At 73.5% G+C, this 23,618-nt stretch carries 18 protein-coding genes; 16 read left to right on the top strand and 2 right to left on the bottom strand.

Going from position 1 to position 23,618, the window contains the following annotated elements; translation table 11 throughout:
* Positions 1-18: 18 nt before the first annotated feature.
* On the bottom strand, positions 19-1,191 hold the full coding sequence (locus ACIRS1_RS27110; protein ID WP_402844364.1) for a trypsin-like serine peptidase: 1,173 nt from the start codon (positions 1,189-1,191) through the stop codon (positions 19-21).
* A gap of 360 nt (positions 1,192-1,551) precedes the next feature.
* Here ACIRS1_RS27110 and ACIRS1_RS27105 point away from each other — a divergent pair, with 360 nt between their 5' ends.
* From ACIRS1_RS27105 to ACIRS1_RS27085, 5 genes are read left to right on the top strand one after another with little or no spacing between them, the layout of a single operon-like run.
* The gene (locus ACIRS1_RS27105; protein ID WP_402844362.1) at positions 1,552-3,510 is read left to right on the top strand and encodes an IucA/IucC family protein; all 1,959 of its coding nucleotides are present in this window, start codon (positions 1,552-1,554) and stop codon (positions 3,508-3,510) included.
* Positions 3,507-4,145 carry a GNAT family N-acetyltransferase gene (locus ACIRS1_RS27100; RefSeq protein ID WP_402844359.1) on the top strand — a complete coding sequence of 213 codons (639 nt, stop codon included), beginning with the start codon at positions 3,507-3,509 and terminating at the stop codon, positions 4,143-4,145. The genes ACIRS1_RS27105 and ACIRS1_RS27100 overlap by 4 nt, the downstream gene beginning before the upstream one ends.
* A gap of 9 nt (positions 4,146-4,154) precedes the next feature.
* The gene (locus ACIRS1_RS27095) at positions 4,155-5,561 is read left to right on the top strand and encodes a lysine N(6)-hydroxylase/L-ornithine N(5)-oxygenase family protein (protein ID WP_402844357.1); all 1,407 of its coding nucleotides are present in this window, start codon (positions 4,155-4,157) and stop codon (positions 5,559-5,561) included.
* Entirely contained in the window at positions 5,539-7,362 is a 1,824-nt protein-coding gene (locus tag ACIRS1_RS27090; protein WP_402844355.1) for an IucA/IucC family protein, read from the top strand. Before ACIRS1_RS27095 ends, ACIRS1_RS27090 begins: the two co-directional genes overlap by 23 nt.
* A gap of 12 nt (positions 7,363-7,374) precedes the next feature.
* Positions 7,375-9,510 (top strand): ATP-dependent DNA helicase, encoded by a 2,136-nt coding sequence (locus ACIRS1_RS27085; RefSeq protein WP_402844353.1) that lies wholly within the window; start codon positions 7,375-7,377, stop codon positions 9,508-9,510.
* Between the two features lie 188 nt (positions 9,511-9,698).
* On the opposite strand, the gene lexA is transcribed toward ACIRS1_RS27085, so the two are convergent.
* Positions 9,699-10,361 (bottom strand): transcriptional repressor LexA, encoded by a 663-nt coding sequence (lexA, locus tag ACIRS1_RS27080; protein WP_224281048.1) that lies wholly within the window; start codon positions 10,359-10,361, stop codon positions 9,699-9,701.
* Between the two features lie 562 nt (positions 10,362-10,923).
* Between lexA and nrdR the strand changes: the two genes are divergently transcribed.
* From nrdR to ACIRS1_RS27025, 11 genes are all read left to right on the top strand, one after another.
* Entirely contained in the window at positions 10,924-11,421 is a 498-nt protein-coding gene (gene nrdR, locus ACIRS1_RS27075) for a transcriptional regulator NrdR (protein ID WP_360212319.1), read from the top strand.
* A gap of 204 nt (positions 11,422-11,625) precedes the next feature.
* Positions 11,626-14,508 (top strand): vitamin B12-dependent ribonucleotide reductase, encoded by a 2,883-nt coding sequence (locus ACIRS1_RS27070; protein ID WP_402844352.1) that lies wholly within the window; start codon positions 11,626-11,628, stop codon positions 14,506-14,508.
* Positions 14,509-14,670: 162 nt separating this feature from the next.
* A complete protein-coding gene (locus tag ACIRS1_RS27065; RefSeq protein WP_402844349.1) occupies positions 14,671-14,907 on the top strand; it encodes an RNA polymerase subunit sigma-70 in 237 nt (78 codons plus the stop codon).
* Between the two features lie 3 nt (positions 14,908-14,910).
* Positions 14,911-15,477 carry a Clp protease N-terminal domain-containing protein gene (locus ACIRS1_RS27060; protein ID WP_402844347.1) on the top strand — a complete coding sequence of 189 codons (567 nt, stop codon included), beginning with the start codon at positions 14,911-14,913 and terminating at the stop codon, positions 15,475-15,477.
* Between the two features lie 259 nt (positions 15,478-15,736).
* Complete coding sequence (locus ACIRS1_RS27055) at positions 15,737-17,581, top strand: ATP-binding protein (RefSeq protein ID WP_402844344.1); 1,845 nt, start codon at positions 15,737-15,739, stop codon at positions 17,579-17,581.
* The gene (locus tag ACIRS1_RS27050) at positions 17,581-18,030 is read left to right on the top strand and encodes a roadblock/LC7 domain-containing protein (RefSeq protein WP_360212312.1); all 450 of its coding nucleotides are present in this window, start codon (positions 17,581-17,583) and stop codon (positions 18,028-18,030) included. Before ACIRS1_RS27055 ends, ACIRS1_RS27050 begins: the two co-directional genes overlap by 1 nt.
* Positions 18,027-18,395: a DUF742 domain-containing protein gene (locus tag ACIRS1_RS27045; RefSeq protein ID WP_360212310.1), complete on the top strand. Its 369-nt coding sequence runs from the start codon at positions 18,027-18,029 to the stop codon at positions 18,393-18,395. Before ACIRS1_RS27050 ends, ACIRS1_RS27045 begins: the two co-directional genes overlap by 4 nt.
* Before the next feature lie 118 nt (positions 18,396-18,513).
* Entirely contained in the window at positions 18,514-19,227 is a 714-nt protein-coding gene (locus tag ACIRS1_RS27040) for a GTP-binding protein (RefSeq protein WP_402844438.1), read from the top strand.
* The gene (locus ACIRS1_RS27035; RefSeq protein ID WP_402844341.1) at positions 19,224-20,468 is read left to right on the top strand and encodes a cytochrome P450; all 1,245 of its coding nucleotides are present in this window, start codon (positions 19,224-19,226) and stop codon (positions 20,466-20,468) included. The genes ACIRS1_RS27040 and ACIRS1_RS27035 overlap by 4 nt, the downstream gene beginning before the upstream one ends.
* A gap of 42 nt (positions 20,469-20,510) precedes the next feature.
* Positions 20,511-21,725, top strand: coding sequence for a cytochrome P450 (locus ACIRS1_RS27030; RefSeq protein WP_402844338.1), 1,215 nt, complete (start codon positions 20,511-20,513; stop codon positions 21,723-21,725).
* Positions 21,726-21,994: 269 nt separating this feature from the next.
* On the top strand, positions 21,995-23,383 hold the full coding sequence (locus ACIRS1_RS27025) for an ABC transporter substrate-binding protein (protein ID WP_402844335.1): 1,389 nt from the start codon (positions 21,995-21,997) through the stop codon (positions 23,381-23,383).
* Positions 23,384-23,618: the final 235 nt, after the last annotated feature.

Raw genomic sequence — 23,618 nt, 5'->3', positions numbered from 1 at the left:
TCTCCGCCGGCGGTGCGGCTACGGCTTCCTGGAGATCCAGTCCAGCGCCTGCCGGGCGACCGCCTCCAGGTAGGGGCCGCTCAGCGAGGTGTGGTCCTGGGTGCCGATCGAGGTGTTGCTGACCAGCGCGGTCCGCCCGTCCGGCATGGTGGCGAACCAGCCGCCGCCGCTGGCGCCCTGGGTCATGTTGCAGCCGATGGTGAGCATCGACGGGCGCTTCGCGTCGAACGACAGCCGGGTCGGCTTCCCGCCGTCGCACCGGTACAGCTCCTGGCCGTCGAACGGCTTGTAGAGCGGGTATCCGACCGCCGCGACGGACACCTTGTCCCGCGGGGCGTCGAACCAGACCGGGACGGCCGAACCGACCGTCTCCTCCAGCGACTTCCCGGTGTCGTTCTGGTTGTGCACCCGCATGATCGCGAAGTCGTACTGGTTCGCGGCGTCACCGCTCTCGCCGCCCTCCACCATCCACTGCGGCGAGGTGGTGACCAGGTCGGCCCACCAGGTGCCCAGCGGGGCCAGTTCGGAGAGCGGGGCCTTCTTGCCGCCGCTGGAGGCGCCCGAGTTGTTGTAGGCGGGGACGAAGACCAGGTCCTTGAAGAAGTCGCCGCCCTTGCCCGCGTGCACGCAGTGGCCGGCCGTCCAGACCAGGTTGCTCCGGCCCGGGTGCTGCGGGTCGGCGATCACCGTCGCCGAGCAGTTGCCCCGGCCGCCCTGGGCGCTGAAGAACACCTTCCCGGAGGGCTGCTTCGTGTACGGGCGGGCCACCGGGGTGGCCTTGACCACGGCGGGCTCCGGATCGGTCACGCCGTTGTCGGTGGCGGGCTTGGCGGTGGGCGGGGCCGGCTCGGCGGGCTTGGAGTCGCCCATCTTGTCCGGGTTCCAGAAGTCCTTCACCACCGGGTTGTTGAAGACGTGCTGGGACGCCCACGTGTCCCAGTCCTCGAAGCGCCACTTCTTCAGGTCGTCCCAGGTCTTGGGCAGGCCCTCCAGCAGACTGGTCGGCAGGCCCGACGGGAGGGTGATCCCGCCGATCAGTCCGCCGCCCGCGGAGGCGCTGCTCGCGGAGGCCGGCGGCGGCGCCGCGCCGCCCCCGCCGCCGGCCGGGCCGTCCGGCCCGCAGGCGCTCGCCGCGAGCAGGGTTCCGGTGGCCAGGGCGGCGGCCAAGGCTGACCGGTGGATCGATGGCATCTGTGCGCTTCCCCCTGTGCTCGGTCGGGCTGTCGTGCGGCGGCTCGCCGCTGTGGAGTCTTCCACCGGACACCAGGACGGCGGCGGCCGCCCCCCGGGTTGCGTTCCTGACCACAGGTCACCGATCCGTGATGCGGCCCACGCCGGCCCGGCGGCGCACCGGGGCGTCCCGCCCGGCGGCACAACCGGGCCGTCCTCCCGGGCGGTGAACAATCCCGGATCTTCACCCGGACGAGTGAGCCGTTCTTGTGATCACCCCTCAGGGATAGGTAACCCTTACCTGACGCCGCGGTGCGAGTGCCCGCCGAACCGTCCACCACCCGTGCGCGTCGGCACCCCCACGCGTCCCAAGGAGCAGCCTTGAGCACCGCCCTCACCGGAGCCCCGCCCGACCCCCCGCTGCAGGCGGAGCCCCCCGGGGACCCGGAGGACGCGCAGGCGTCGGGCGGTGCGCCCCGGCCGGCCGATCCGGGCCCGCCGCCGCAGCCCGGCCCGCTGCTCCAGCCGGGCCCGCCGGCGCCGCTGCTCCACCCCGACCCGCTGCTCCACCCCGACCCGGCCGTCGCCGCCGAACAGGCCGGACTGGAAGCCCTGTTGCGCTGCTGGACGCGCGAGACCGGAGCCCGGCCCGGCCCCGACGGCCGACTGCGGATCGCCGTCCTCGGCGGCGCCGCCCTGCTCTCCGCCCCCGTCCGCCACTGGTCCCCCGGCGGCTGGCACCGGTTCGGCCCCGCCGTCCTCGCCGCCCACGACACCGCCGCGGCGGAGGGCCCCGGACCCGGCGCCGCGCCCGTCGACGCCGTCACCGCCGCCGCGCTGCTCGCCGCCGCGGCCGCCGAACGGCCCGACCCCGGACAGGTCGCCGACCTCGCCGCCCGGGTCGCCGACTCGGTCGTGCGCACCGCCGAGATCCTCGCCCACCGCCGCACCGCCGCGCCCGCCGGCGGACCGGAGCACTCGCACTTCCTCGCCGCCGAACAGTCCCTGCTGCTCGGCCACCCGCTGCACCCCACCCCGAAGAGCCGCGACGGCCTCGGCCCGGCCCAGAGCGCCGCCTACTCGCCCGAACTGCACGGCTCCTTCCGGCTCCACTGGTACGCCGTCGACCGCCGGCTGCTCGCCGCCGGCTCCGCCCTCGACGAGAGCGCCGACCGGATCACCGCCGGCCTGCTCGGCGACCACGCCGCCCTGCCGCCCGGCACCGCCGCCCTGCCGCTGCACCCCTGGCAGGCCCGCGAACTCGTCCACCGCCCCGCCGTCGCCGAACTCCTCGCCGACGGACTGCTGCACGACCTCGGCCCGGCCGGCGAACCCTGGTACCCCACCTCCTCCGTGCGCACCGTCTACCGGCCCGGCACCCCGTGGATGCTCAAGCTCTCGCTCGGCCTGCGGATCACCAACTCCCGCCGGGAGAACCTGCGCAAGGAACTCCACCGCGGACTCGAGGTGCACCGGCTGCTGGAGAGCGGACTCGCCACCGAGTGGCGGGCCGCCCACCCCGGCTTCGACGTCGTCCGCGACCCGGCCTGGATCGGCGTCGACCACCCCGCGCTCGGGGACCCGGGCGGCCTGGACACCGTGCTGCGCGCCCAGCCCTTCGCCCCCGCCGACCGCGCGTACTGCCTCGCCGGACTCGTCGCCGAACAGCCCCTCGGGACCGGTGACACCGTGCCCTCCCGGCTCGGCGACACCCTGCGCGCCCTCGCCGCCCGACACGCCCGCCCGCTGCGGACCGTCGCCGCCGAATGGTTCCTGCGCTACCTGGACGCCGTCGTCCTGCCCGTCCTGTGGCTCGACGGCCGGGCCGGCATCGCGCTGGAGGCGCACCAGCAGAACAGCCTCGTCCTGCTCGACGCCGAGGGCTGGCCCGACGGCGGCCGCTACCGCGACAACCAGGGCTACTACTACCGGGAGAGCGCCGCCGACCGGCTCACCGCCCGCCTGCCCGGACTCGGCGACCGGAGCGACACCTTCCTGCCCGACGACGTGATCGACCACCACTTCGCCTACTACCTGGGCATCAACCACGTCCTCGGCCTGGTCGGCGCCCTCGGCAGCCAGGGACTCGCCGACGAGACCGTCCTGCTCGCCGGACTGCGGCGGTTCCTGGCCGGCCCGCGGGCCGCCGCCACCGGCTCGGCCCTGCCCGCCCTGCTGCTCGACGCACCCACCCTGCCCTGCAAGGCCAACCTGCTCACCCGGATCAACGGCCTGGACGAACTCGTCGGACCGGTCGCCACCCAGTCCGTCTACGTGGACATCCCCAACCCGGTGGCCGACCGGGCGGGCGGACGACGGCCGCGGACGGGGCACGCGTGAACCCCGAGGACACCGGCACCGGCGCGCGGCCCCGCCCGGCGCACTCCGTCCCGGCGCGGCCCGCACCGGGCGCCCTGCTCGACCACCTGCCCGGATGGGGCGCCGTCCCCACCCCGGCCGGCCCGTTCCGGCTCAGCCCCCTCCGGCTGCCCGCCGACCTCGACCTGCTCACCGGGTGGATGAACGACCCCGAGGTCGACGCGTTCTGGGACCTCGCCGGACCGCCCGCCACCACCGAACGGCACGTCCGGGCCCAACTCCACGGCGACGGCCGCAGCGTGCCCTGCCTCGGTCTGCTCGACGGCACCCCGATGAGCTACTGGGAGGTCTACCGCGCCGACCTCGACCCGCTCGCCCGGCACTACCCGGCCCGACCCCACGACACCGGCCTCCACCTGCTGCTCGGCCCCGCCGAGAGCCGCGGCCGGGGCCTCGGCGCCGTCCTGCTGGCCGCCGTCGCCGACCTCGTCCTGCACCGGCGGCCCCGCTGCGAACGGGTCCTCGCCGAACCGGACGTCCGCAACCGCCGCTCCGTCCGGGCCTTCGAACGGGCCGGGTTCCGGACGGCCGCCGAACTCGACCTGCCCGACAAGCGCGCCGCCCTGATGGTCCGCTCCCGCTTACTCCCCGCCTAGGACAGTCCCGTGGACACCCCAGCACCCCCGCTGCCGTACGACCTGCTCGGCGTCGGCATCGGCCCGTTCAACCTCTCGCTCGCGGCGCTCGCCGACCCCGTCCCCGGCCTGCGCACCCTCTTCTGCGACCAGCGGTCCGAGTTCCGCTGGCACCCCGGCATGCTCGTCGACGGCGCCCGGATGCAGGTGCCCTTCCTCGCCGACCTGGTCTCGCTCGTCGACCCGACCAACCCGTGGTCCTTCCTCAACTACCTGCGCGACCAGGACCGCCTCTTCCCCTTCTACTTCGCCGAACGCTTCCAACTGCCGCGCCGCGAGTACGACCACTACTGCCGCTGGGCCGCCGAACGCCTCGCCAACTGCCGCTTCGGCACCGAGGTCACCGCCCTGCACTGGGACGGCGACTGCTACCGCGCCGAACTCACCGACACCGCGACCGGGCGGCGCAGCACCGTCCGGGCCCGCAACCTCGCCCTCGGCGTCGGCACCCGGCCCGTCCTGCCCGAGGCCTTCGCCGACCTCGCCGGCCACCCCCGGGCCTTCCACTCCGCCGACTACCTGGACCGCCGCGCCGACCTCGCCGACGCCCGCGACATCACCGTCATCGGCAGCGGACAGTCCGGCGCCGAGGTCCTCCTCGACCTGCTCCGCCGCCACGACGGCGACGCCGTCCGGCTGCGCTGGCTCACCAGGACCAGGGCGCTCGCCCCCATGGAGTACTCCAAGCTCGGCCTGGAACACTTCACCCCCGACTACACCCGCTACTTCCACGGCCTGCCCGAAGCCGTCCGGGACACCCTGGTCACCGCCCAGTGGCAGCTGCACAAGGCCGCCAGCGCCGAGACCCTCGCCGAGATCCACGACCACCTCTACGAGCGCACCATCGGCCACCCCATCGACACCGCCCCGGTCGAGATCACCCCCGGCACCGCCGTCACCGACGCCCGCCCCGGCCCCTGCGGAGGCCTCGAACTGCGCTGCCGGCACACCGACTCCGGCGCCGAACACGTGCTGCGCACCGACGCCGTGGTGCTCGCCACCGGTTACCGGGCCGCCCGACCGGCCGCCCTCGAACCGCTCGCCCACCTGATCGACTGGGACGGCGCCGGGCGCTACCGGGTCGACCTCGACCACCGGGTCGCCACCCGGCCCGAACTCACCGGCGGCCTCTACGTCCAGAACGCCGAACTGCACACCCACGGCGTCGGCACCCCCGACCTCGGCCTCGGCGCCCACCGCGCCGCCGTCATCCTCAACGCCGTCACCGGCCGCACCGTCCACCGGCTGCCCACCCGCACCGCCTGGACCGGCTTCGCACCGCCCGCCCCCGGACCCGCCGCCGGCACCCCCGCCCCCGGGACCACCACCGTCCCCCGCCCCCAGGAGCTGACCCGTGCCGCAACCGCCGGCCGCTGAACCGCCGCTCTACCTGCCCCCGCACCTGACCGCCGGGCACTGGCGGCGGGCCGGCCGCGCCCTGCTGGCCAAGATGATCGGCGAGTTCTCCTACGAGGAACTGCTCACCCCCACCCCCGGCACCGCGGCCGACGAGTACCTGCTGGCGCTGCCCGCGGCCGAGTACCGCTTCACCGCCCGCCGGGGCGCCTACGGCAGCTGGCGGGTCGACCCGGACTCCGTCCGCTGCACCGACCCCGAGGGCCTCGACCCGCTGCGCTTCCTCCCGCACGCCCGGCACGCCCTCGGCCTGCGCGGCGAGACCACCGGCCACCTGATCCGCGAACTCACCGCCACCCTCACCGCCGACGCGCGCCAGCTCGCCACCGCGCTCACCGCCGCCGAACTCGCCGACCTCGACCACCCCGGCCTGGAGGGCCGCCAGGACGGCCACCCCTGGATCGTCCCCAACAAGGGCCGGATCGGCTTCTCCGCCGGCGACACCGCCCGCTGGGCCCCCGAGGCCCGCACCCCGCGTCCGCTGCCCTGGATCGCCGTCCACCGCAGGCTCGCCCAGTACCGCGGCGTACCAGGCCTGGAACGGCCCGAGCAGCTGTACGCCCGCGAACTCGACGACCCGGACGCACTGCGCGCCGCCCTCGGACCGGCCGCCGACGACTATCTGCTGCTGCCCGTCCACCCCTGGCAGTGGGACGAGACCGTCCTCCCGCTGTTCGCGCCCTGGATCGCCTCCGGCGAGATCGTCCCGCTGCCCTCCGACGGCGACCCACGACTGCCCCAGCAGTCCATCCGCTCCTTCTTCAACACCGCCCACCCCGAACGCTGCACCGTCAAACTGCCCCTGGCCATCCTCAACACCCTGGTCTGGCGCGGCCTGCCCACCGAACGCACCCTCGCCGCGCCCGCCGTCACCGCCTGGATCCACGGCTTGCGCGACGCCGACCCCTACCTGCGCGACGAGTGCCGGGTGATCCTGCTCGGCGAGATCGCCTCCGTCACCGTCGACCACCCCCTCTACCGCGAACTGCCCGAGGCGCCCTACCAGTACAAGGAGCTCCTCGGCGCGATCTGGCGCGAACCCCTCGGCCCCGCCCTGGCCGCGGACGAACGGGCCCGCACCCTCGCCGCCCTGCTGCAGACCGGCTCCGACGGCCGGGCGCTCGCCGCCGAACTGATCGCCCGCTCCGGCCTCACCCCCGCCGCCTGGACCGCCCGGCTGTTCGGCGCCCTGCTGCCGCCGCTGCTGCACTTCCTCTACCGCTACGGGCTGGTCTTCTCCCCGCACGGGGAGAACGCCATCGTCGTCTTCGACGGCCGCGAGAGGCCTACCAGGCTCGCGGTGAAGGACTTCGTCGACGACGTCAACCTCAGCGACCAGGACCTGCCCGAACTGCGCGACCTGCCCCCCGAGGTCGACGACGTGCTGCTCCGGGAGGGCCCCCAGGGGCTCTGCCAGTTCCTCCACTCCGGGCTCTTCATCGGCGTCCTGCGCTACCTCGCCCCGCTGCTGGAGGCGCAGACCGGACTCCCCGAGACCGAGTTCTGGGCCCTGCTGCGCGCCGAGGTCCGCCGCTACCAGGAGCGCTTCCCCGGGCTGCACGAGCGCTTCGAGCTGTTCGACCTCTTCCGGCCCCGGATCGACCGGCTCTGCCTCAACCGCAACCGGCTGCTCCTCGACGGCTACCAGGACCGCCCGCACCGCCCGCACGCCGCCCGGTACGGCACCGTCCCGAACGCCCTGGTGACCCTGGAAGCGGATCTACCCGGGCAACGAAGCCGGATTGTCACCCCCGCCCCGTAGGGTGGGAGGGTCATGACGAACGACTCCGAATCCCAGCTCCCCGACCTCCCCGACGAGGACGACGCCGACGCCTCCGAGGCCCCCGGGGCCGAGGAGGCCGTCGCCGTCCCGCGCGCCCGCATCCCCGAACTGCTGCACGCCGCGGTCGCGGCCGTCGGCGGTGTGGAGCGCCCCGGGCAGGCCCGGATGGCCGAGGCCGTCGCCGACGCGGTCGACAACGCCGAGCACCTGCTCGTCCAGGCCGGCACCGGCACCGGAAAGTCCCTCGCCTACCTCGTCCCCGCGCTCGCCCACGGCGACCGCGTGGTGGTCGCCACCGCCACCCTGGCGCTCCAGCGCCAGCTGGTGGAACGCGACCTGCCGCGCACCGTCGAGGCGCTGCACCCGGTGCTGCGCCGCCGGCCGCTGTTCGCGATGCTCAAGGGCCGCTCCAACTACCTGTGCCTGCACCGGGCCAACGAGGGCACCCCGAGCGACGAGGGCGAAGGCCTGTTCGACGCGGCCGAGGTGCTCGGCGGGCCCGCCAGCAAGCTCGGCCAGGACGTCCTGCGGCTGCGCGAGTGGGCCGACGAGACCGAGACCGGGGACCGCGACGACCTCAGCCCCGGCGTCTCCGACAAGGCCTGGGCCCAGCTGGCGGTGACCTCCAAGGAGTGCCTCGGCGCCACCCGCTGCGCCTACGGGCAGGAGTGCTTCGCCGAGAAGGCCCGCGAGCGGGCCAAGCTGGCGGACGTGGTGGTCACCAACCACGCGATGCTCGCCATCGACGCGATCGAGGGCGCGCCGGTGCTGCCCGAACACGGGCTGCTGATCGTCGACGAGGCGCACGAGCTGGTCAACCGGGTCACCGGCGCGGCCACCGCCGAGCTGACGGTCGGCGCCGTCAACCGGGCGGTCAAGCGGGCCGCCCGGCTCGCCAACGAGAAGGCCGTGGACGCCCTGCAGGCCGCGGCCGAGAACTTCCACGGCCTGATGGAGACCGCCCAGCCCGGCCGGGTCGAGGAACTGCCCGAGTACCTGGCCTACGCCGTCACCGCCATCCGGGACGCCTCCCGCCAGGTGATCACCTCGCTCGGCGAGACCCGCGACAAGGCGCTCAGCGACGAGGACGCCGTCCGCAAGCAGGCGATGGCCTCCGCGGAGTCCCTGCACGAGACGGCCGAGCGGCTGCTGGAGGACTCCGAGTACGACGTGGTCTGGATCGAGCGCAGCGACCGCTTCGGGATGGGCACCGCCTCGCTGCGGGTCGCGCCGCTCAGCGTCTCCGGGCTGCTCCGCGAGGGCCTGTACAAGGAGCGCTCGGTGGTGCTCACCTCGGCCACCCTCAAGCTCGGCGGGGACTTCAACGGCGTCGCCGCCTCCGTCGGCCTGCCCTCCGAGGCCCGGCTGCCGGACGAGCGCACCGAGGGGGACAACCCCGAGCCGGGCTTCGGCGAGGACGCCGCCCCGCACTGGCGGGGCATCGACGTCGGATCGCCGTTCAAGTACCCCAAGCAGGGCATCCTGTACGTCGCACGGCACCTCGCCGACCCGGGCCGCGATCCCGAACGGCCCGACATGCTGGACGAGTTGGCCGAGCTGATCGGCGCGGCCGGCGGCCGCACGCTCGGCCTGTTCTCCTCGATGCGCGGCGCCCAGACGGCGGCCGAGGCGATGCGGGAGCGGCTGGACAACCGGATCCTGCTCCAGGGCGAGGACACCCTCGGCGAGCTTATCCGGGAGTTCGCCTCGGACGCGACCACCTGCCTGTTCGGCACCCTGTCGCTCTGGCAGGGCGTGGACGTGCCCGGCTCCGCCTGCCAGCTGGTCGTGATGGACCGCATCCCGTTCCCCCGGCCGGACGACCCGCTGATGAGCGCCCGCCAGAAGGACGTCGAACAGCGCGGCGGGAACGGCTTCATGGCCGTCGCGGCGACGCACGCGGCGCTGCTGATGGCGCAGGGCGCGGGCCGGCTGGTGCGCGCGGCGGACGACCGCGGCGTGGTGGCCGTGCTGGATCCGCGGGTGGAGACGAAGCGGTACGGGAGCTTCTTCCGGTCCTCGATGCCGGAGTTCTGGTACACCACGGACCGCAACCAGGTGCGCCGCTCGCTGGCGGCCATCGACGCCTCGGCGGTGCCGGTCCGGCCGGTGGTGAAGCGGGGCTGAGCCGCCGGGTTGGGTTCGGGCGGTCCGGTCGGCCGGTGCGGTCGGCCGGGCGGGTTCTGACGGCCGGCCCGGGCCGCGGAGCCCGTCCCCAGCCCCGGCCTCGACGCCGACCCCGGCCCCGGACGCGCCGGAGGGGCTCCCCGCAGTCGTGCGGTGGAGCCCCTTCCCGGTGCGGCCGCGGCGGGCGCTCAGAGGCGGCGCAGGACCGCGACGACCTTGCCCAGGATGGTCGCGTTGTCGCCGTTGATCGGCTCGTACGCCGGGTTGTGCGGCATCAGCCAGATCCGGCCGTCCTCGCGCTTGAGCCGCTTGACGGTCGCCTCGCCGTCGATCATCGCGGCCACGATGTCGCCGTTCTCGGCGACCGGCTGGCGGCGCACGGTGACCCAGTCGCCGTCGCAGATGGCCGCCTCGATCATCGAGTCGCCGCGCACCGTCAGCGCGAACAGCTCGCCCTCGCCGACCAGTTGGCGGGGCAGCGGGAAGACGTCCTCGACCGTCTGCTCGGCCAGGATCGGCCCGCCGGCGGCGATCCGGCCGACCAGCGGCACGTAGGAGGTGGACGGTCGGCCGGCCGTCTCGGCGGTGTTCGGACGGGCCACCTCGACGCCGCGGACCTCGTAGGCGCGCGGGCGGTGCGGGTCGCGGCGCAGGAAGCCCTTGCGCTCCAGGGCCATCAGCTGGTGGGCGACCGAGGAGGTGCTGGACAGGCCGACGGCCTGGCCGATCTCGCGCATGGACGGCGGGTACCCCCGGCGCTGGACGGAGTCCCGGATGACCTCGATCACGCGGCGCTGGCGCTCGGTGAGGCCGGCCTCGTCCGTCCGGATTCCGGGGGGGCGGCCGGGCATCGCGCGGGTGGGCGACGGATGGGCGTCGTCCAGCGCGGGCGAGTGTTCGATCGGCTGGTCGGGGACGCGGCTCGCGCCGGAGACTGCCGGGCCGGAGAGGCGGTGGTCTTCGCTACGGTCCATGCTGATGTCCACACCCTGCTGATTCGTGGTGCGCTGCCCCACCTTGAACTGGGAGTGTTCCTGCACCGGGATGGTGTTGCTTTCAATGGTGTTCACGGCGGCCCCTCTCGACGGCTGTCCTCTCCCTTTTCCAGCCCAACGCACCTCCTATCGAAAGGTTGCGCCAAACACACGTTCGAGTGAATTATTCGGGAGTTGGCTGACTCGATCAAGGCTTTGTTGTACATCGATTAAATGTTCGACCGGACGTCGACTTCGGCAGTCTAATCGGCGCCGACACGCCAGGGGTGCCGCATCCCCCCGGAGACCTACATGTAGTGGCTACAGTCCTCTCTGGGCCCAGTACTAGTGGTTACGGTGCATGATCAGCTTGCCGAGGCCGGGGTCGCATCGCATAGACTCAACAGGTCCGCACGTTCTGCCACGGAGGGATCCTCAGGTGCACTGCCCCTTCTGCCGGCACTCCGACAGCCGCGTTGTCGACAGCCGGACCACCGAAGACGGCAGCTCCATCCGCAGGCGCCGGCAGTGTCCGGACTGCGGCCGCCGCTTCACCACCGTGGAGACGGCCGCGCTGATGGTCATCAAGCGCAGCGGGGTCACCGAGCCCTTCTCCCGGGAAAAGGTCATCAGCGGCGTCCGCAAGGCCTGCCAGGGCCGCCCGGTCACCGAGGACGCCCTCGCCCAGCTCGGCCAGCGGGTCGAGGAGTGCGTGCGCGCCACCGGCAACGCCGAGCTGACCACCCACGACGTCGGGCTGGCCATACTCGGCCCGCTCAAGGACCTCGACGTGGTCGCCTACCTGCGCTTCGCCAGCGTGTACCAGGCCTACGACGGACTGGAAGACTTCGAGGCCGCCATCGCGGAGCTCCGCGCCGAGCGGCCCGTCCCCGAGGCGGACGGCACCTGTGTGCCCGTCGCCGCCGCCGCGCCCTAGGAGGCGCCGCACCCCGGCCCCCAGCGGGCCTACCGCACCACACCGGCCCCCCGGGGCCCACGCACGCCCTGAAAAAGGGCGCAGAACACAACAAACCGTGCGCAAGCAGGCGAGGACTCCCCGCTGCCCGCACACCGGAAGAACGAACCAGCGGTGCCCGGACTTTTCAGGGCACTTCGGGCGTTTGCCCAGGAGGAGGAAGAAGTGACAGACACCACGAGCGGTTCCGCACGCGGGTCGAAGTCCGACAAGTCCGCGGCCAAGGGTGCCGGCAAGGCCCCCAAGGGCGGTCTTCGGATCGGGCGCATCTACACCACTCCTGGCGTGCACCCGTACGACGAGGTCCGCTGGGAGCGCCGCGACGTCGTCATGACCAACTGGCGCGACGGGTCGGTCAACTTCGAGCAGCGCGGCGTCGAGTTCCCCGACTTCTGGTCGGTGAACGCCGTCAACATCGTCACGTCCAAGTACTTCCGCGGCGCCGTCGGCACCCCGCAGCGCGAGTGGAGCCTCAAGCAGATCATCGACCGCGTGGTGCTCACCTACCGCGCCGCCGGCGAGAAGCACGGCTACTTCGCGAACCCGGACGACGCCGAGATCTTCGAGCACGAGCTGACCCACGCCCTCCTCCACCAGGTGTTCAGCTTCAACTCGCCGGTCTGGTTCAACGTCGGCACCAAGCAGCCCCAGCAGGTCAGCGCCTGCTTCATCCTGGCCGTCGACGACTCCATGGAGTCGATCCTCGACTGGTACAAGGAAGAGGGCATGATCTTCAAGGGCGGCTCCGGCGCCGGCCTCAACCTCTCCCGGATCCGCTCCTCCAAGGAGCTGCTCTCCTCCGGCGGCAACGCCTCCGGCCCGGTCTCCTTCATGCGCGGCGCCGACGCCTCCGCCGGCACCATCAAGTCCGGCGGCGCCACCCGCCGCGCGGCCAAGATGGTCGTGCTCGACGTCGACCACCCGGACGTCGAGGCCTTCATCGAGACCAAGGTGAAGGAGGAGGAGAAGATCCGCGCCCTGCGCGACGCCGGCTTCGACATGGACCTCGGCGGGGACGACATCACCTCCGTCCAGTACCAGAACGCCAACAACTCCGTCCGCGTCTCCGACGAATTCATGACGGCCGTCGAGAACGGCACCGAATTCGGCCTGCGCGCCCGGATGACCGGCGAGGTCATCGAGACCGTCGACGCCAAGAAGCTGTTCCGCAAGATGGCCGAGGCCGCCTGGGCCTGCGCCGACCCCGGCATCCAGTACGACTCCACCATCAACCACTGGCACACCTGCCCGGAGTCCGGCCGCATCAACGCGTCCAACCCCTGCTCCGAGTACATGCACCTGGACAACTCCAGCTGCAACCTCGCCTCGCTGAACCTGATGAAGTTCCTGCGCGACGACGACTCGTTCGACGCCGAGCGGTTCGCCAAGGTCGTCGAGCTGGTCATCACCGCGATGGACATCTCCATCTGCTTCGCCGACTTCCCCACCGAGAAGATCGGCGAGACCACCCGCGCCTACCGCCAGCTCGGCATCGGCTACGCCAACCTCGGCGCCCTGCTGATGGCCACCGGCCACGCCTACGACAGCGAGGGCGGCCGCGCCCTGGCCGGCGCCATCACCTCCCTGATGACCGGCACCGCCTACCGCCGCGGCGCCGAACTCGCCGGCGTCGTCGGCCCGTACGACGGCTACGCCCGCAACGCGGCCCCGCACCAGCGGGTCATGAAGCAGCACGCGGACGCCTCGCTCGCCGCCGTCTCGCTGGACGAGCTGGACGCCCCGGTCTGGGCCGCGGCCAACGACACCTGGCAGGACGTCCTGCGCATCGGCGCGCAGAACGGTTTCCGCAACGCCCAGGCCTCGGTGCTCGCCCCCACCGGCACCATCGGCCTGATGATGGACTGCGACACCACCGGCGTCGAGCCCGACCTCGCCCTGGTCAAGTTCAAGAAGCTCGTCGGCGGCGGCTCGATGCAGATCGTCAACGGCACCGTCCCGCGCGCCCTCAAGCGCCTCGGCTACCAGGACGAGCAGATCGAGGCGGTCGTCGCGCACATCGCCGAGCACGGCAACGTCGTCGACGCCCCCGGCCTCCGGGCCGAGCACTACGAGGTGTTCGACTGCGCGATGGGCGAGCGGGTCATCTCGGCGATGGGCCACGTGCGGATGATGGCCGCGATCCAGCCGTGGATCTCCGGTGCCATCTCCAAGACCGTGAACATGCCGGAGGTCGCCACCGTCGAGGAGATCGAGGAGATCTACTTCGAGGCGTGGAAGATGGGCGTCAAGGCACTCGCCATCTACCGCGACAACTGTAAGGTCGGCCAGCCGCTCTCGGCGAAGAAGAAGGACTCCGGGGCCACGTCCGAGGAGGCGTCCGCGACCCCGGTCGCCGCGGTCGAGAGGGTCGTCGAGTACCGCCCCGTCCGCAAGCGCCTGCCCAAGGGCCGCCCGGGCATCACCACCTCCTTCACGGTCGGTGGGGCCGAGGGCTACATGACCGCCAACTCCTACCCGGACGACGGCCTCGGCGAGGTCTTCCTCAAGATGTCCAAGCAGGGTTCGACCCTCGCGGGCATGATGGACGCCTTCTCCATCGCCGTCTCGGTCGGCCTGCAGTACGGCGTGCCGCTGGAGACGTACGTCTCGAAGTTCACCAACATGCGCTTCGAGCCGGCCGGCCTGACCGACGACCCGGACGTCCGGATGGCGCAGTCGATCGTCGACTACATCTTCCGCCGCCTGGCGCTGGACTTCCTGCCGTTCGAGACCCGTTCGGCGCTCGGCATCCACTCCGTCGAGGAGCGCCAGCGCCACCTGGAGACCGGGTCCTACGAGCCGCTGGACGCGGAGGAGCTCGACACCGAGTCGCTCGCCCAGTCCGCCCCGGTGGTCGCCAAGCCGGCTCCGGCCGTCGAGGCGCCCAAGCCGGCCGCGAAGCAGGCCCACAACTCCACGGAGCTGATGGAGATCCAGCTCGGCCTCAACGCCGACGCGCCGCTCTGCTTCTCCTGCGGCACCAAGATGCGCCGCGCCGGCAGCTGCTACCTCTGCGAGGGCTGCGGCTCCACCAGCGGCTGCAGCTGACACCGGTCGCCGCCCCGCGGGGGTGAGCACCCGCTGAGGCGGGGCGAGGACTTCACGTCCTCGCCCCGCCTCTTTTCGTCGTTCCCGGGTGGCGGGGAGGTGTGCGGGGCGATGGTGTCAACCGGGGTTGACATGGGCGGCCGTGTCAACCAGAGTTGACGTATGAGCGAGAACGGAGAACTCGCGGCGGCGGCGAGCAGTCGTGACCCCGCAGTGGGGCTCCGGGCGGTCCGTGCGCTGCGTGATCTGGCGGACCGGCTGGAGGGGTTGCAGGTGGGCAATGCCCGGTCGCTGGGCTGGTCCTGGCAGGACATCGCGGTGTGCCTGGGAGTGACCAGGCAGGCGGTGCACAAGAAGTACGCCCGGCGCGGGCCCGGCAAGGGCGAGGACGGAGGCTGAGAGATGTTCGAGCGGTTCACCGAATCGGCGCGGCAGGTGGTGCTGCTGGCCCAGGGGGAGACGAGGGAGCTGCGGCACGCCGTCGTCGGGACGGAGCACCTGTTGCTCGCGATCCTGGCGCAGCCGGACGACCCCGCGGCGGGCGTCCTGATCGGGATGGGCCTGGATCGCGAGACGGCGCGGCGGGCGGTGGTGCGGCTGGTCGGGCCGGGCGACGACGCCGAGGCGCTGGCCTCGATCGGAGTGGATCTGGACGCCGTCCGGGCGGCGGTGGAGTCGGAGTTCGGGGAGGGGGCGCTGGACGCGCCGGCCGGGGACGGGCCGCGGCGCCGCGGCTGGTTCAGGGCGGCGGAGTCGAGGCCGGCCCGCGCCCGGTTCAGCGCCCGGGCGAGGAAGGTGCTGGAGCTCTCGCTGCGCGAGTCGTTGCGGCTGAAGTCCGGTCAGATCGCGGTGGGGCACCTGCTGCTCGGGGTGCTCCGGGAGGGGGAGGGCTTCGGGGCCAGGGTGATCGTCGACCACGGGCTGGATCCGCGGGCGGTGCGCCGGGCGGTCGAGGCGGAGCTGGGGTGAAGCGTGGGGTTCGACGGTGCGTCGGTTGCGTCGCCAATCGGTGTGTACGACGTGAATGAAGGAGATTGGCCGTCAACTGGCCGGTTGAGGCCAATGTCTGAATCGATATGATCGGACCAAAGCGTGAACCGATCATCCGCCCGGAGACGTTTCGCGACGTCTCCGGGCGGTCTCGTATGCGCCCGACCAGCAGTCGGCGGCCGTATCCGTTGCCGACCCGCCGCCCGCGCCGCCGCCGACGTTGCCGAGGATCGCACCGATGAGAGAAGCCACCAGCCCCGACGGCCGGCCGAGCCGACGGCCCGCGCCGCGCACCGCCGCCCTGACCGCGGCGGCCGTCCTGCTGGCGGTCGCCGCCGCACCGGTCGGGGTCACCCGGGCGCTGGGCGCGCACCAGCCGCTCACCGCCCTCGCGGTGGCCGCGGTCACGGTGCTCTGGCTGATCGCGGTCGGACTGGCCTCGGCCGGTGCCGAACGCTCCCGCCGACTGGCCGAGGAGCTCGCCGCGCAGCACGAGGAGACGATGGCGGCGCTGGTCGCCGCCGGTGCCGCCCGACAGGCCGAGGTGGCGGCCCTGGACCGGGCCGGAGCGGCCGGTGCCGAACGGGACGCAGCCCGGGCCGAGCGGGTCAGGGCCGAGGACGAGGTCACCGCCGTCCACGGGGAACTGGCCCGGCTGCGGGAGGAGATCGCGGCCGAGCGGGCCGGCTTCGAGGCCGAGCGGGACAAGGTCGAGGCGGAGCGCGTCGAGCTGGAGCGGTTGACCGGGGGCGTGCTGCCGGACGTGGTGGAGCGGCTGCGCGGCGGCGCGTCCGTGGACAGCGCGCTGGCCGCCCACCGGGGCCACCCCCAGCACGCGCTGCTGCGCGCCGTCGCCGAGGAGGTCGGCCGGGGCGAGCGGCTGCGCGCCGCCGCGCTCGCGGTCTGCGCGACGGCTGCCGGCCGGGTCCAGGCGCTGGCCACGAGCATGCACGCCGAGCTGCGCGAGATGCAGCACCGGCACGACGAGGAGGTCCTCGGGGACCTGCTGCGGTTGGACCACTCGACCGCCCAGGCGGGTCGGATGGCCGACAGCATCGCGGTGCTCACCGGCGCCCGCTCGGGCCGGCGCTGGGCCAAGCCGATCGCGGTGGAGTCGGTGCTGCGCGGTGCGCTCGGCCGGATCGGTGCGTACCAGCGGGTGCGGCTGCACAACGCCAGCTCGGCCGCGGTGGCCGGGTTCGCGGCCGAGGGCGTGATGCACGCGCTGGCCGAGCTGCTGGACAACGCCACCAACTTCTCCGCCCCGCCGGCGGAGGTGCACGTGTACGTCGAGGAGGTGTCGGCCGGTCTGGCGGTGACCGTCGAGGACAGCGGGTTGGGGCTGAGTGACAGCTGGCTGCGCCGGGCCGAACGGGCCGTCTCCGCCGAGCCCCTGGATCTGGCCACGCTGTCCGCCGGGACCCGGCTTGGGCTCGCGGTGGTCGGCTCGCTGGCGCGCAAGCACGGCCTGCAGATCTCCTTCCGGCCGTCGGCGCGCGGCGGTACGGGGGTGGTGATGCTGATCCCGCAGCAGCTGGTCTCGCACCCGGCTCCGGCGTCCGCGCCGGCGCCCGTGGCGGTCCGCCCGCCCGCCGGGGAGCAGGTGCGCCCCGCACTGACCCCCGCGCGCCCGGCGCCCGCACCGCTGCCGTCGGTGCCGTCCGGGCCGTCGGCCCCGGTGGGCGTGCCCGTACCGGCCGTCCCCGTGCCTGCCGTCGCGGTGCCGGTCGGGGCCGTGCCCGCCGTGCCCGCCCAGGGCGCCCCGGCGCCGGCCGCCTCGGCCCGCCTGACCGAGAGCGGTCTGCCGCAGCGCCGCCGCGGCCAGACCCTCACCACGACCACCCCCGCCGCCGCGACGACCCCCACCCGGGCCTCCGCCCGGAGCGCCGTGGCCCCGGCGCCCGCGGTGAAGCCCGTGCCGGCCGACGCGGCGACCGCCGCGGCCAGGTTCGGCGCCTTCCGCAAGGCCGCCCGGCAGGCCGCCGACCAGCTCTCCGCGGCCCCGGCACCCACGGCCCCCGACACCGACACCGACACCGACACCACGCCCGACGCTTCCCCCGTCACCGAGAAGGACTCCTGATGAGCAGCGCCACTGACCGTGACCTCGACTGGCTGTTGGAAAACCTGCTGGCGGCGACCCCCGGCACCCGGCACGCCCTGGTGCTCTCCGCCGACGGCCTCAAGCTCTGCCACACCGACGGGCTGAGCACCGACCAGGCCGACCAGCTGGCCGCGATCTCCTCCGGTCTGCAGAGCCTGGCGCACGGCGCCTCGATCGAGTTCGGTGACGGCAGCGGCGGCGTCCGGCAGTCGATGACCGAGTTCCACGGCGGAATCCTGTGCATCGTGGCGGCGGGCGAGGGCGCGCACCTCGCGGTGGTCACGGACGACGACGCGGACGTCGGCGTGGTCGGCCACAACATGCACGGCCTGATCGAGCAGATCGGCGTCCACCTGAGTGCCCCGGCCCGTGACGGGGCGGAGCCGGAGGAAGTGGGCGCCGTGCCGCAAGAGAGCGCCGGGGCATGAACGCCGGGCCGGTCCTGCCGGGTCGTGACGACGATCCGGACCGCCTCTACACGATCACCCGGGGGCGCAGCCGTGCTCCGGAGAACGCCTTCGACCTGGTCACCCTGATCGTCGCCGAGCGGGTGCCGGCGCCGGGGATGCAGTCGGAGCACGCCCGGATCCTGCGGATGTGCGAGGCCCCGACGGCCCTGGTGGAGGTGGCCGCGGAGCTGGCGCTGCCGATCTCGGTGGTGAAGATCCTGCTCGGCGACCTGCTGGAGTCCGGGGCGGTCACCGCCCGCCACCCCCGGTTCGCGCCGACCAAGGCCCGGCTGCCCGATCTCGACACGTTGAAGCAGGTGCTGCATGGCCTCCAACGGCTCTGACCCGGTGCTCCCCGGCACCGACCCGGCCCCCACGGCCCCCACGGCCCCCGACTCGGCCCCCGGCACCGACCCGGCCCCCGCGGGCACGGACCCGGCCCCCGGCGCCGGTCGCACCCCGCTGCGGGCGACGGCCGACAACGCGCTGAAGATCGTCGTGGTCGGCGGGTTCGGGGTGGGCAAGACGACCCTGGTGGGTTCGGTCAGCGAGATCCGTCCGCTGAACACCGAGGAGGTCATGACCAGGGCGGGTGAGGGCGTCGACCCGGCCGGGGCCTGGGGCAAGCGCTCCACCACGGTCGCGTTCGACTTCGGCCGGATCACCCTGTCGGCGAGCCAGGTGCTGTACCTGTTCGGTGCCCCCGGGCAGGAACGTTTCTGGTTCCTCTGGGACCGTCTCTTCAGCGGCGCGCTGGGCGCGGTCGTCCTGGTGGACACCCGCCGGCTGGAGGAGTCCTGGTACGCGATCGACCGGCTTGAGCACCACGGCACGCCGTTCATCGTGGCCCGCAACAACTTCGGCGAGCAGACCCACTCCCTGGAACAGGTCCGCGAGGCGCTCGACCTGCCCGCCGAGGTGCCGCTGGTGGACTGCGACGCCCGGGACCGCGAGTCCGGCAAGCAGGTGCTGATCGCGCTGGTCCGCCATCTGACCGCCCTGGCGGAGGCCGCCGGCGAGCCCCCGGTGCCGGTCGGCGCCCCGGCCGGCCTCGAAGCCTTCGGGGCCCCCGCCGCGGAAGCCGCCGAAGCCCCCGCCGCGGAAGCCCCCGGTGCCGAAGCCGTCGAGGCCCCCGAAGCCCCCGTCACCCCGGAGTACGAGGAGAGCACCCCGTGACCGAGCCCGCCGCCACCCCGCCCCCGGGCTGCCCGGCGCACGCCGGGGCCGCCCCGCTGTACGGGCCGCGCTTCCAGACCGACCCGGCCCAGTTGTACCGCGAGCTGCGCACCGCGCACGGCCCGGTCGCCCCGGTCGAGCTGGCCGGCGGCGTACCCGCCTGGCTGGTCATCGGCTACCGCGAGCTGCAGCTGGTGACCGGCCAGCCGCAGCTGTTCGGCCGCGACTCCAGCCGCTGGAACGCCTGGGAGACCCTGCCCGAGGACTGGCCGCTGAAGCCGATGATGGCGCCGGTGCCGTCGATCCTGTACGCCGAGGGCGAGGAGCACGTGCGCCGCTCCCGGGCGGTGACCGACGCGCTGGCCGAGGTCGACCCGTACGAGCTGCGCAAGCACTCCGAGGAGATCGCGGACCGGCTGATCGACGGGTTCGCCGGTCGCGGCGAGGCCGACCTGGTCGCCGAGTACGCGCACCGGATGCCGCTGCTGGTGCTGTGCCGGGTGTTCGGTCTGGACGAGGAGCAGGCGCCGCAGCTGATCGCGGCGCTGCTGGCCATGCTGGACGGCGGCCCGGACGCCCCGGCGGGTGCGCAGCGGCTGCTGGAGCTGATGCTGGACCTGGTGCGGGAGAAGTCCGAGCACCCGGGCGGGGACGTGGCCTCGCGGATGCTGGCGCACCCGGCCGGGCTGACGCAAGAGGAGGTGATGCGCGACCTGCGGGTGCTGCTGATCGCCGGTCACCAGCCCTCGTCGTACTGGATCTCCAACGCGTTGCGGCTGATGCTCACCGACGAGCGGTTCGCCGCCTCGCTGGCGGGCGGCCGGCGCAGCATCAGCCAGGCGCTGAACGAGGCGCTCTGGGAGGACACCCCGACGCAGATCTTCGCGGGCCGCTGGGCGGTCCGGGACACCCAGTTGGGCGGTCAGCGGATCGCCGCGGGGGACATGGTCCTGCTGGGCTTCGCCGGGGCGAACGCGGACCCGTCGGTGCGCCAGGCGGACGGCCGCCCGGCCGAGGGCAACCGCGCGCACATGAGCTACTCGTACGGTGAGCACGGCTGCCCGTTCCCGGCGCAGGAGGCGGCCGAGGTGATCGCCACCACGGCGATCGAGGTGCTGCTGGACCGGCTGCCGGACCTCCGGCTGGCGGTGGCCGAGCACGCCCTGGTGTGGCGGCCGTCGGCCTGGGTGCGCGGGCTGGTGGCGCTGCCGGTCTCGTTCACCCCCGGCCATCCGGCCTGATCGCATCCCCACGTCCCGCCCCAGTCAAGGAGACCCCCGTCGATGACCGCTGCCCCGGCCCCGATAGCCCTCGATCCGCTGGCCCGCGACTCCGCCGCCGAGGGCGCCCTGTTGCGGTCCGCCGGCCCGGTGGCGCCGGTGGTGCTGCCCGGCGGGGTCTCCGCCTGGGCGGTGACCCGGCACGCGGAGGCCCGCGACCTGCTGACCGACGCCCGGCTGGTGAAGGACGCCACGCACTGGGCGGCCTTCCAGCGCGGGGAGGTCCCGAAGACCTGGCCGCTGATCGGCCTGGCGGTGCCGGGTCCGAGCATGGTGACCACGGACGGCGCCGCGCACCGGCGGCTGCGGGCGCTGGTGGCGCAGGCCTTCACCCCGCGCCGGGTGGAGCTGATGCGCCCGCGGGTCGAGCGGATCACCGGCGCGCTGCTGGACGCCCTGGCGGCGGGGGAGCCGCTGGTGGACCTCAAGTCGGCGTTCGCCTTCCCGTTGCCGATGACGGTGATCTGCTCGCTGCTGGGCGTTCCGGAGTCGGACCACGCCGTCCTGCGCGACCTGTACGAGCGGTTCTTCGGCATCAAGCCGGACCCGGGGGGCATCCAGGCGACCATCGCGGGGCTGAACGCCTTCGTGAACGACCTGGTGGCGCAGCGCCGTTCGGCGCCCGGGGACGACCTGGCGAGCGTGCTGCTGGCGGCGGACACCGAGGGCGGGGCGCTGACCGACGCGGAGGCGGCGGCCACCCTGCGGGTGATCATCGCGGCGGGCCACGAGACCACGGTGAACCTGATCGGCAACGCGGTGCGGGCCCTGCTGACGCACCCGGACCAGTTGGAGCTGGTGCGTTCGGGCCGGGTGTCCTGGGACGCGGTGGTGGAGGAGTCGCTCCGCTGGACGCCGCCGACCAGCAACTTCCTGTTCCGCTTCGCGGCGGAGGACATCGCGGTCGGCGACGTGGTGATCCCGGCCGGCGAGCCGGTGCTGGTGTCGTACAACGCGATCGGCCGGGACCCGTCGCAGCACGGGGTGACGGCGGAGCTGTTCGACGTCACCCGGGACCCGATCCGCCACCTGTCCTTCGGCCACGGCCCGCACGTCTGCCCGGGTTCGCCGCTGGCCCGGCTGGAGGCCGGGGTGGCGCTGCCGGCGCTGTTCGAGCGGTTCCCCGGGCTGTCGCTGGCGGTCCCGGACGAGCAGCTGCGGCCGAGTCCGTCGCTGGTGGTGAACAGCCTGCTGGAGCTGCCGGTCCGGCTGTACTGACGGCGCGCAGCGAGCGGCCCCATCCGGGTTCCCGGGCGGGGCCGCGGGTGTTCCCGGGGGTGCTGGTGCGCCGGGGGTGCCGCCGGGCGTGTCGTGGTCACGACCGGGTGAAGGTCGGGCGTGGACCTTGGCGGGGGCCGGTGGCTGCGTTAACGTCGTCGAATCGATTGCTCGGACGCTCGTCCGAGATCTCGGCGGAACCATCTCCGGTACAGCGCAATGTCGTTCAGCCCACAGCCCGGCAGCACGCCCTGGCGAGGAGGACCGCATTGACCCTCAACCCGACCGCGCCGTCCACGAGTTCACGCCGCCGCCTGGTCGCCCTGCCCGCCCTGCTGGCGGCCCTGGCCCTGACCGCGGCCTGCTCCAACAGCTCCGGCGGTTCGGGTGGCGGCGGTGACGGAGCCGCCCCGTCGCTGACCGGCGACTGCGCCAAGTACCAGCCTTACGCGGGGCATTCGGGCACCACGGTGACGATGTTCGCCTCGATCCTGAGCCCGGAGTCGGACAACCTGGAGAAGTCCTGGGCCGAGTTCAGCAGATGCACCGGCATCAAGATCAGCTACGAGGGCTCGAACGACTTCGAGTCCCAGCTGCCGGTCCGGGTGGCCGGCGGCAACACCCCGGACTTCGCGATCGTCCCGCAGCCCGGCCTGCTGGCGCAGATGGTGAAGAGCGGCAAGGTGGTGAAGCCGCCCGCGCAGACGGTCAGCAACGAGGACCGCTGGAGCCCGGTGTGGAAGACCTACGGCTCGGTCAACGGCACGTTCTACGCGGCGCCGATGAGCGCCAACATGAAGTCGCTGGTCTGGTACTCGCCGAAGACCTTCCGGGCGGCCGGGTACGAGGTGCCGAAGACCTGGGCGGACCTGATGGCGCTCAGCGACCGGATCGCCAAGGCCGGTGCCACCAAGCCGTGGTGCGGCGGCATCGCCTCCGGCACCGCGACCGGCTGGCCGGCCACCGACTGGCTGGAGGAGGTGGTGCTGGGCACGTACGGCGGTGACGTCTACGACCAGTGGGTGGGCCACAAGGTGAAGTTCTCCGACGAGAAGATCACCACGGCGATGCGGACCGTGGCCGACTGGATGCAGAACCCGGCCTGGGTCAACGGCGGCTACGGCGACGTTAAGTCGATCGCCACCACGACCTTCCAGGACGCGGGCGCGCCGATCCTCAGCGGCAAGTGCGCGATGCTCCAGCAGGCCTCGTTCTACAAGGCGCAGTGGCCCAAGGACACCAAGGTCGGCCCGGACGGCGACGTCTTCGCCTTCCAGCTGCCGGCGGTGAACCCGGCCGTCCCCAACCCGGTCGAGGGCGGCGGCGAGTTCCTGGCCGCGTTCGCGAACCGGCCCGAGGTGCAGGCGGTGCAGAACTACCTGTCCAGCTCGGAGTGGGCGAGCAGCCGGGTGCGGACCGCGACCGGCTGGGTCTCGGCCAACCAGGGCGTGGACAAGAGCCTCTACACCGATCCGGTCGACCGGCTGTCGGCGGACGCGCTCACCGACCCGGCGGCGACCTTCCGCTTCGACGGCTCCGACCTGATGCCGGCCGCCGTCGGCGCGGGGCAGGAGTGGAAGTCGCTGACGGCCTGGTTCGCGGAGGGGCAGTCGATCCAGAAGACCGCGGCCGACATCGACGCCGCCTGGCCGCAGTAGCCGCCGGGGTGCGGAGGCCGGTGGTGGCCGCCGCCACGGCGTCCCGCACCGGCGTCCGCACCGGCGTCCGCACCGGCGTCCGCACCGGCCCCCGCACCGGCGTCCCGCCACGGCACCGCCGGCGCACCGGCGGGCGGTGGCCGCACCGGCGTCGGCCCGACGGGGCGCCACCAGGACCACCTGTCGAGGGCGGTGCGGGGCCACCCACCCGCACCGCCCGCCCCCTTCCCCGAGC

Origin of the sequence: Kitasatospora sp. NPDC101176, assembly GCF_044768035.1 — a bacterium.
In the GTDB taxonomy this organism is placed as follows: Bacteria; Actinomycetota; Actinomycetes; order Streptomycetales; family Streptomycetaceae; genus Kitasatospora.
The sequence above is the reverse complement of the archived record's forward strand: the minus strand, read 5'-3'. Positions and strand labels throughout refer to the sequence as shown.

Coding starts and splice junctions, on each gene's coding strand:
- ACIRS1_RS27050 (WP_360212312.1), top strand. CDS start 17,581: ATGAGCAGCGCCACTGACCGTGACCTCGACTGGCTGTTGGAAAACCTG.
- lexA (WP_224281048.1), bottom strand. CDS start 10,361: ATGCCCGGCCGCCCCCCCGGAATCCGGACGGACGAGGCCGGCCTCACC.
- ACIRS1_RS27085 (WP_402844353.1), top strand. CDS start 7,375: ATGACGAACGACTCCGAATCCCAGCTCCCCGACCTCCCCGACGAGGAC.
- ACIRS1_RS27060 (WP_402844347.1), top strand. CDS start 14,911: ATGTTCGAGCGGTTCACCGAATCGGCGCGGCAGGTGGTGCTGCTGGCC.
- ACIRS1_RS27045 (WP_360212310.1), top strand. CDS start 18,027: ATGAACGCCGGGCCGGTCCTGCCGGGTCGTGACGACGATCCGGACCGC.
- ACIRS1_RS27030 (WP_402844338.1), top strand. CDS start 20,511: ATGACCGCTGCCCCGGCCCCGATAGCCCTCGATCCGCTGGCCCGCGAC.
- ACIRS1_RS27110 (WP_402844364.1), bottom strand. CDS start 1,191: ATGCCATCGATCCACCGGTCAGCCTTGGCCGCCGCCCTGGCCACCGGA.
- ACIRS1_RS27055 (WP_402844344.1), top strand. CDS start 15,737: ATGAGAGAAGCCACCAGCCCCGACGGCCGGCCGAGCCGACGGCCCGCG.
- ACIRS1_RS27065 (WP_402844349.1), top strand. CDS start 14,671: ATGAGCGAGAACGGAGAACTCGCGGCGGCGGCGAGCAGTCGTGACCCC.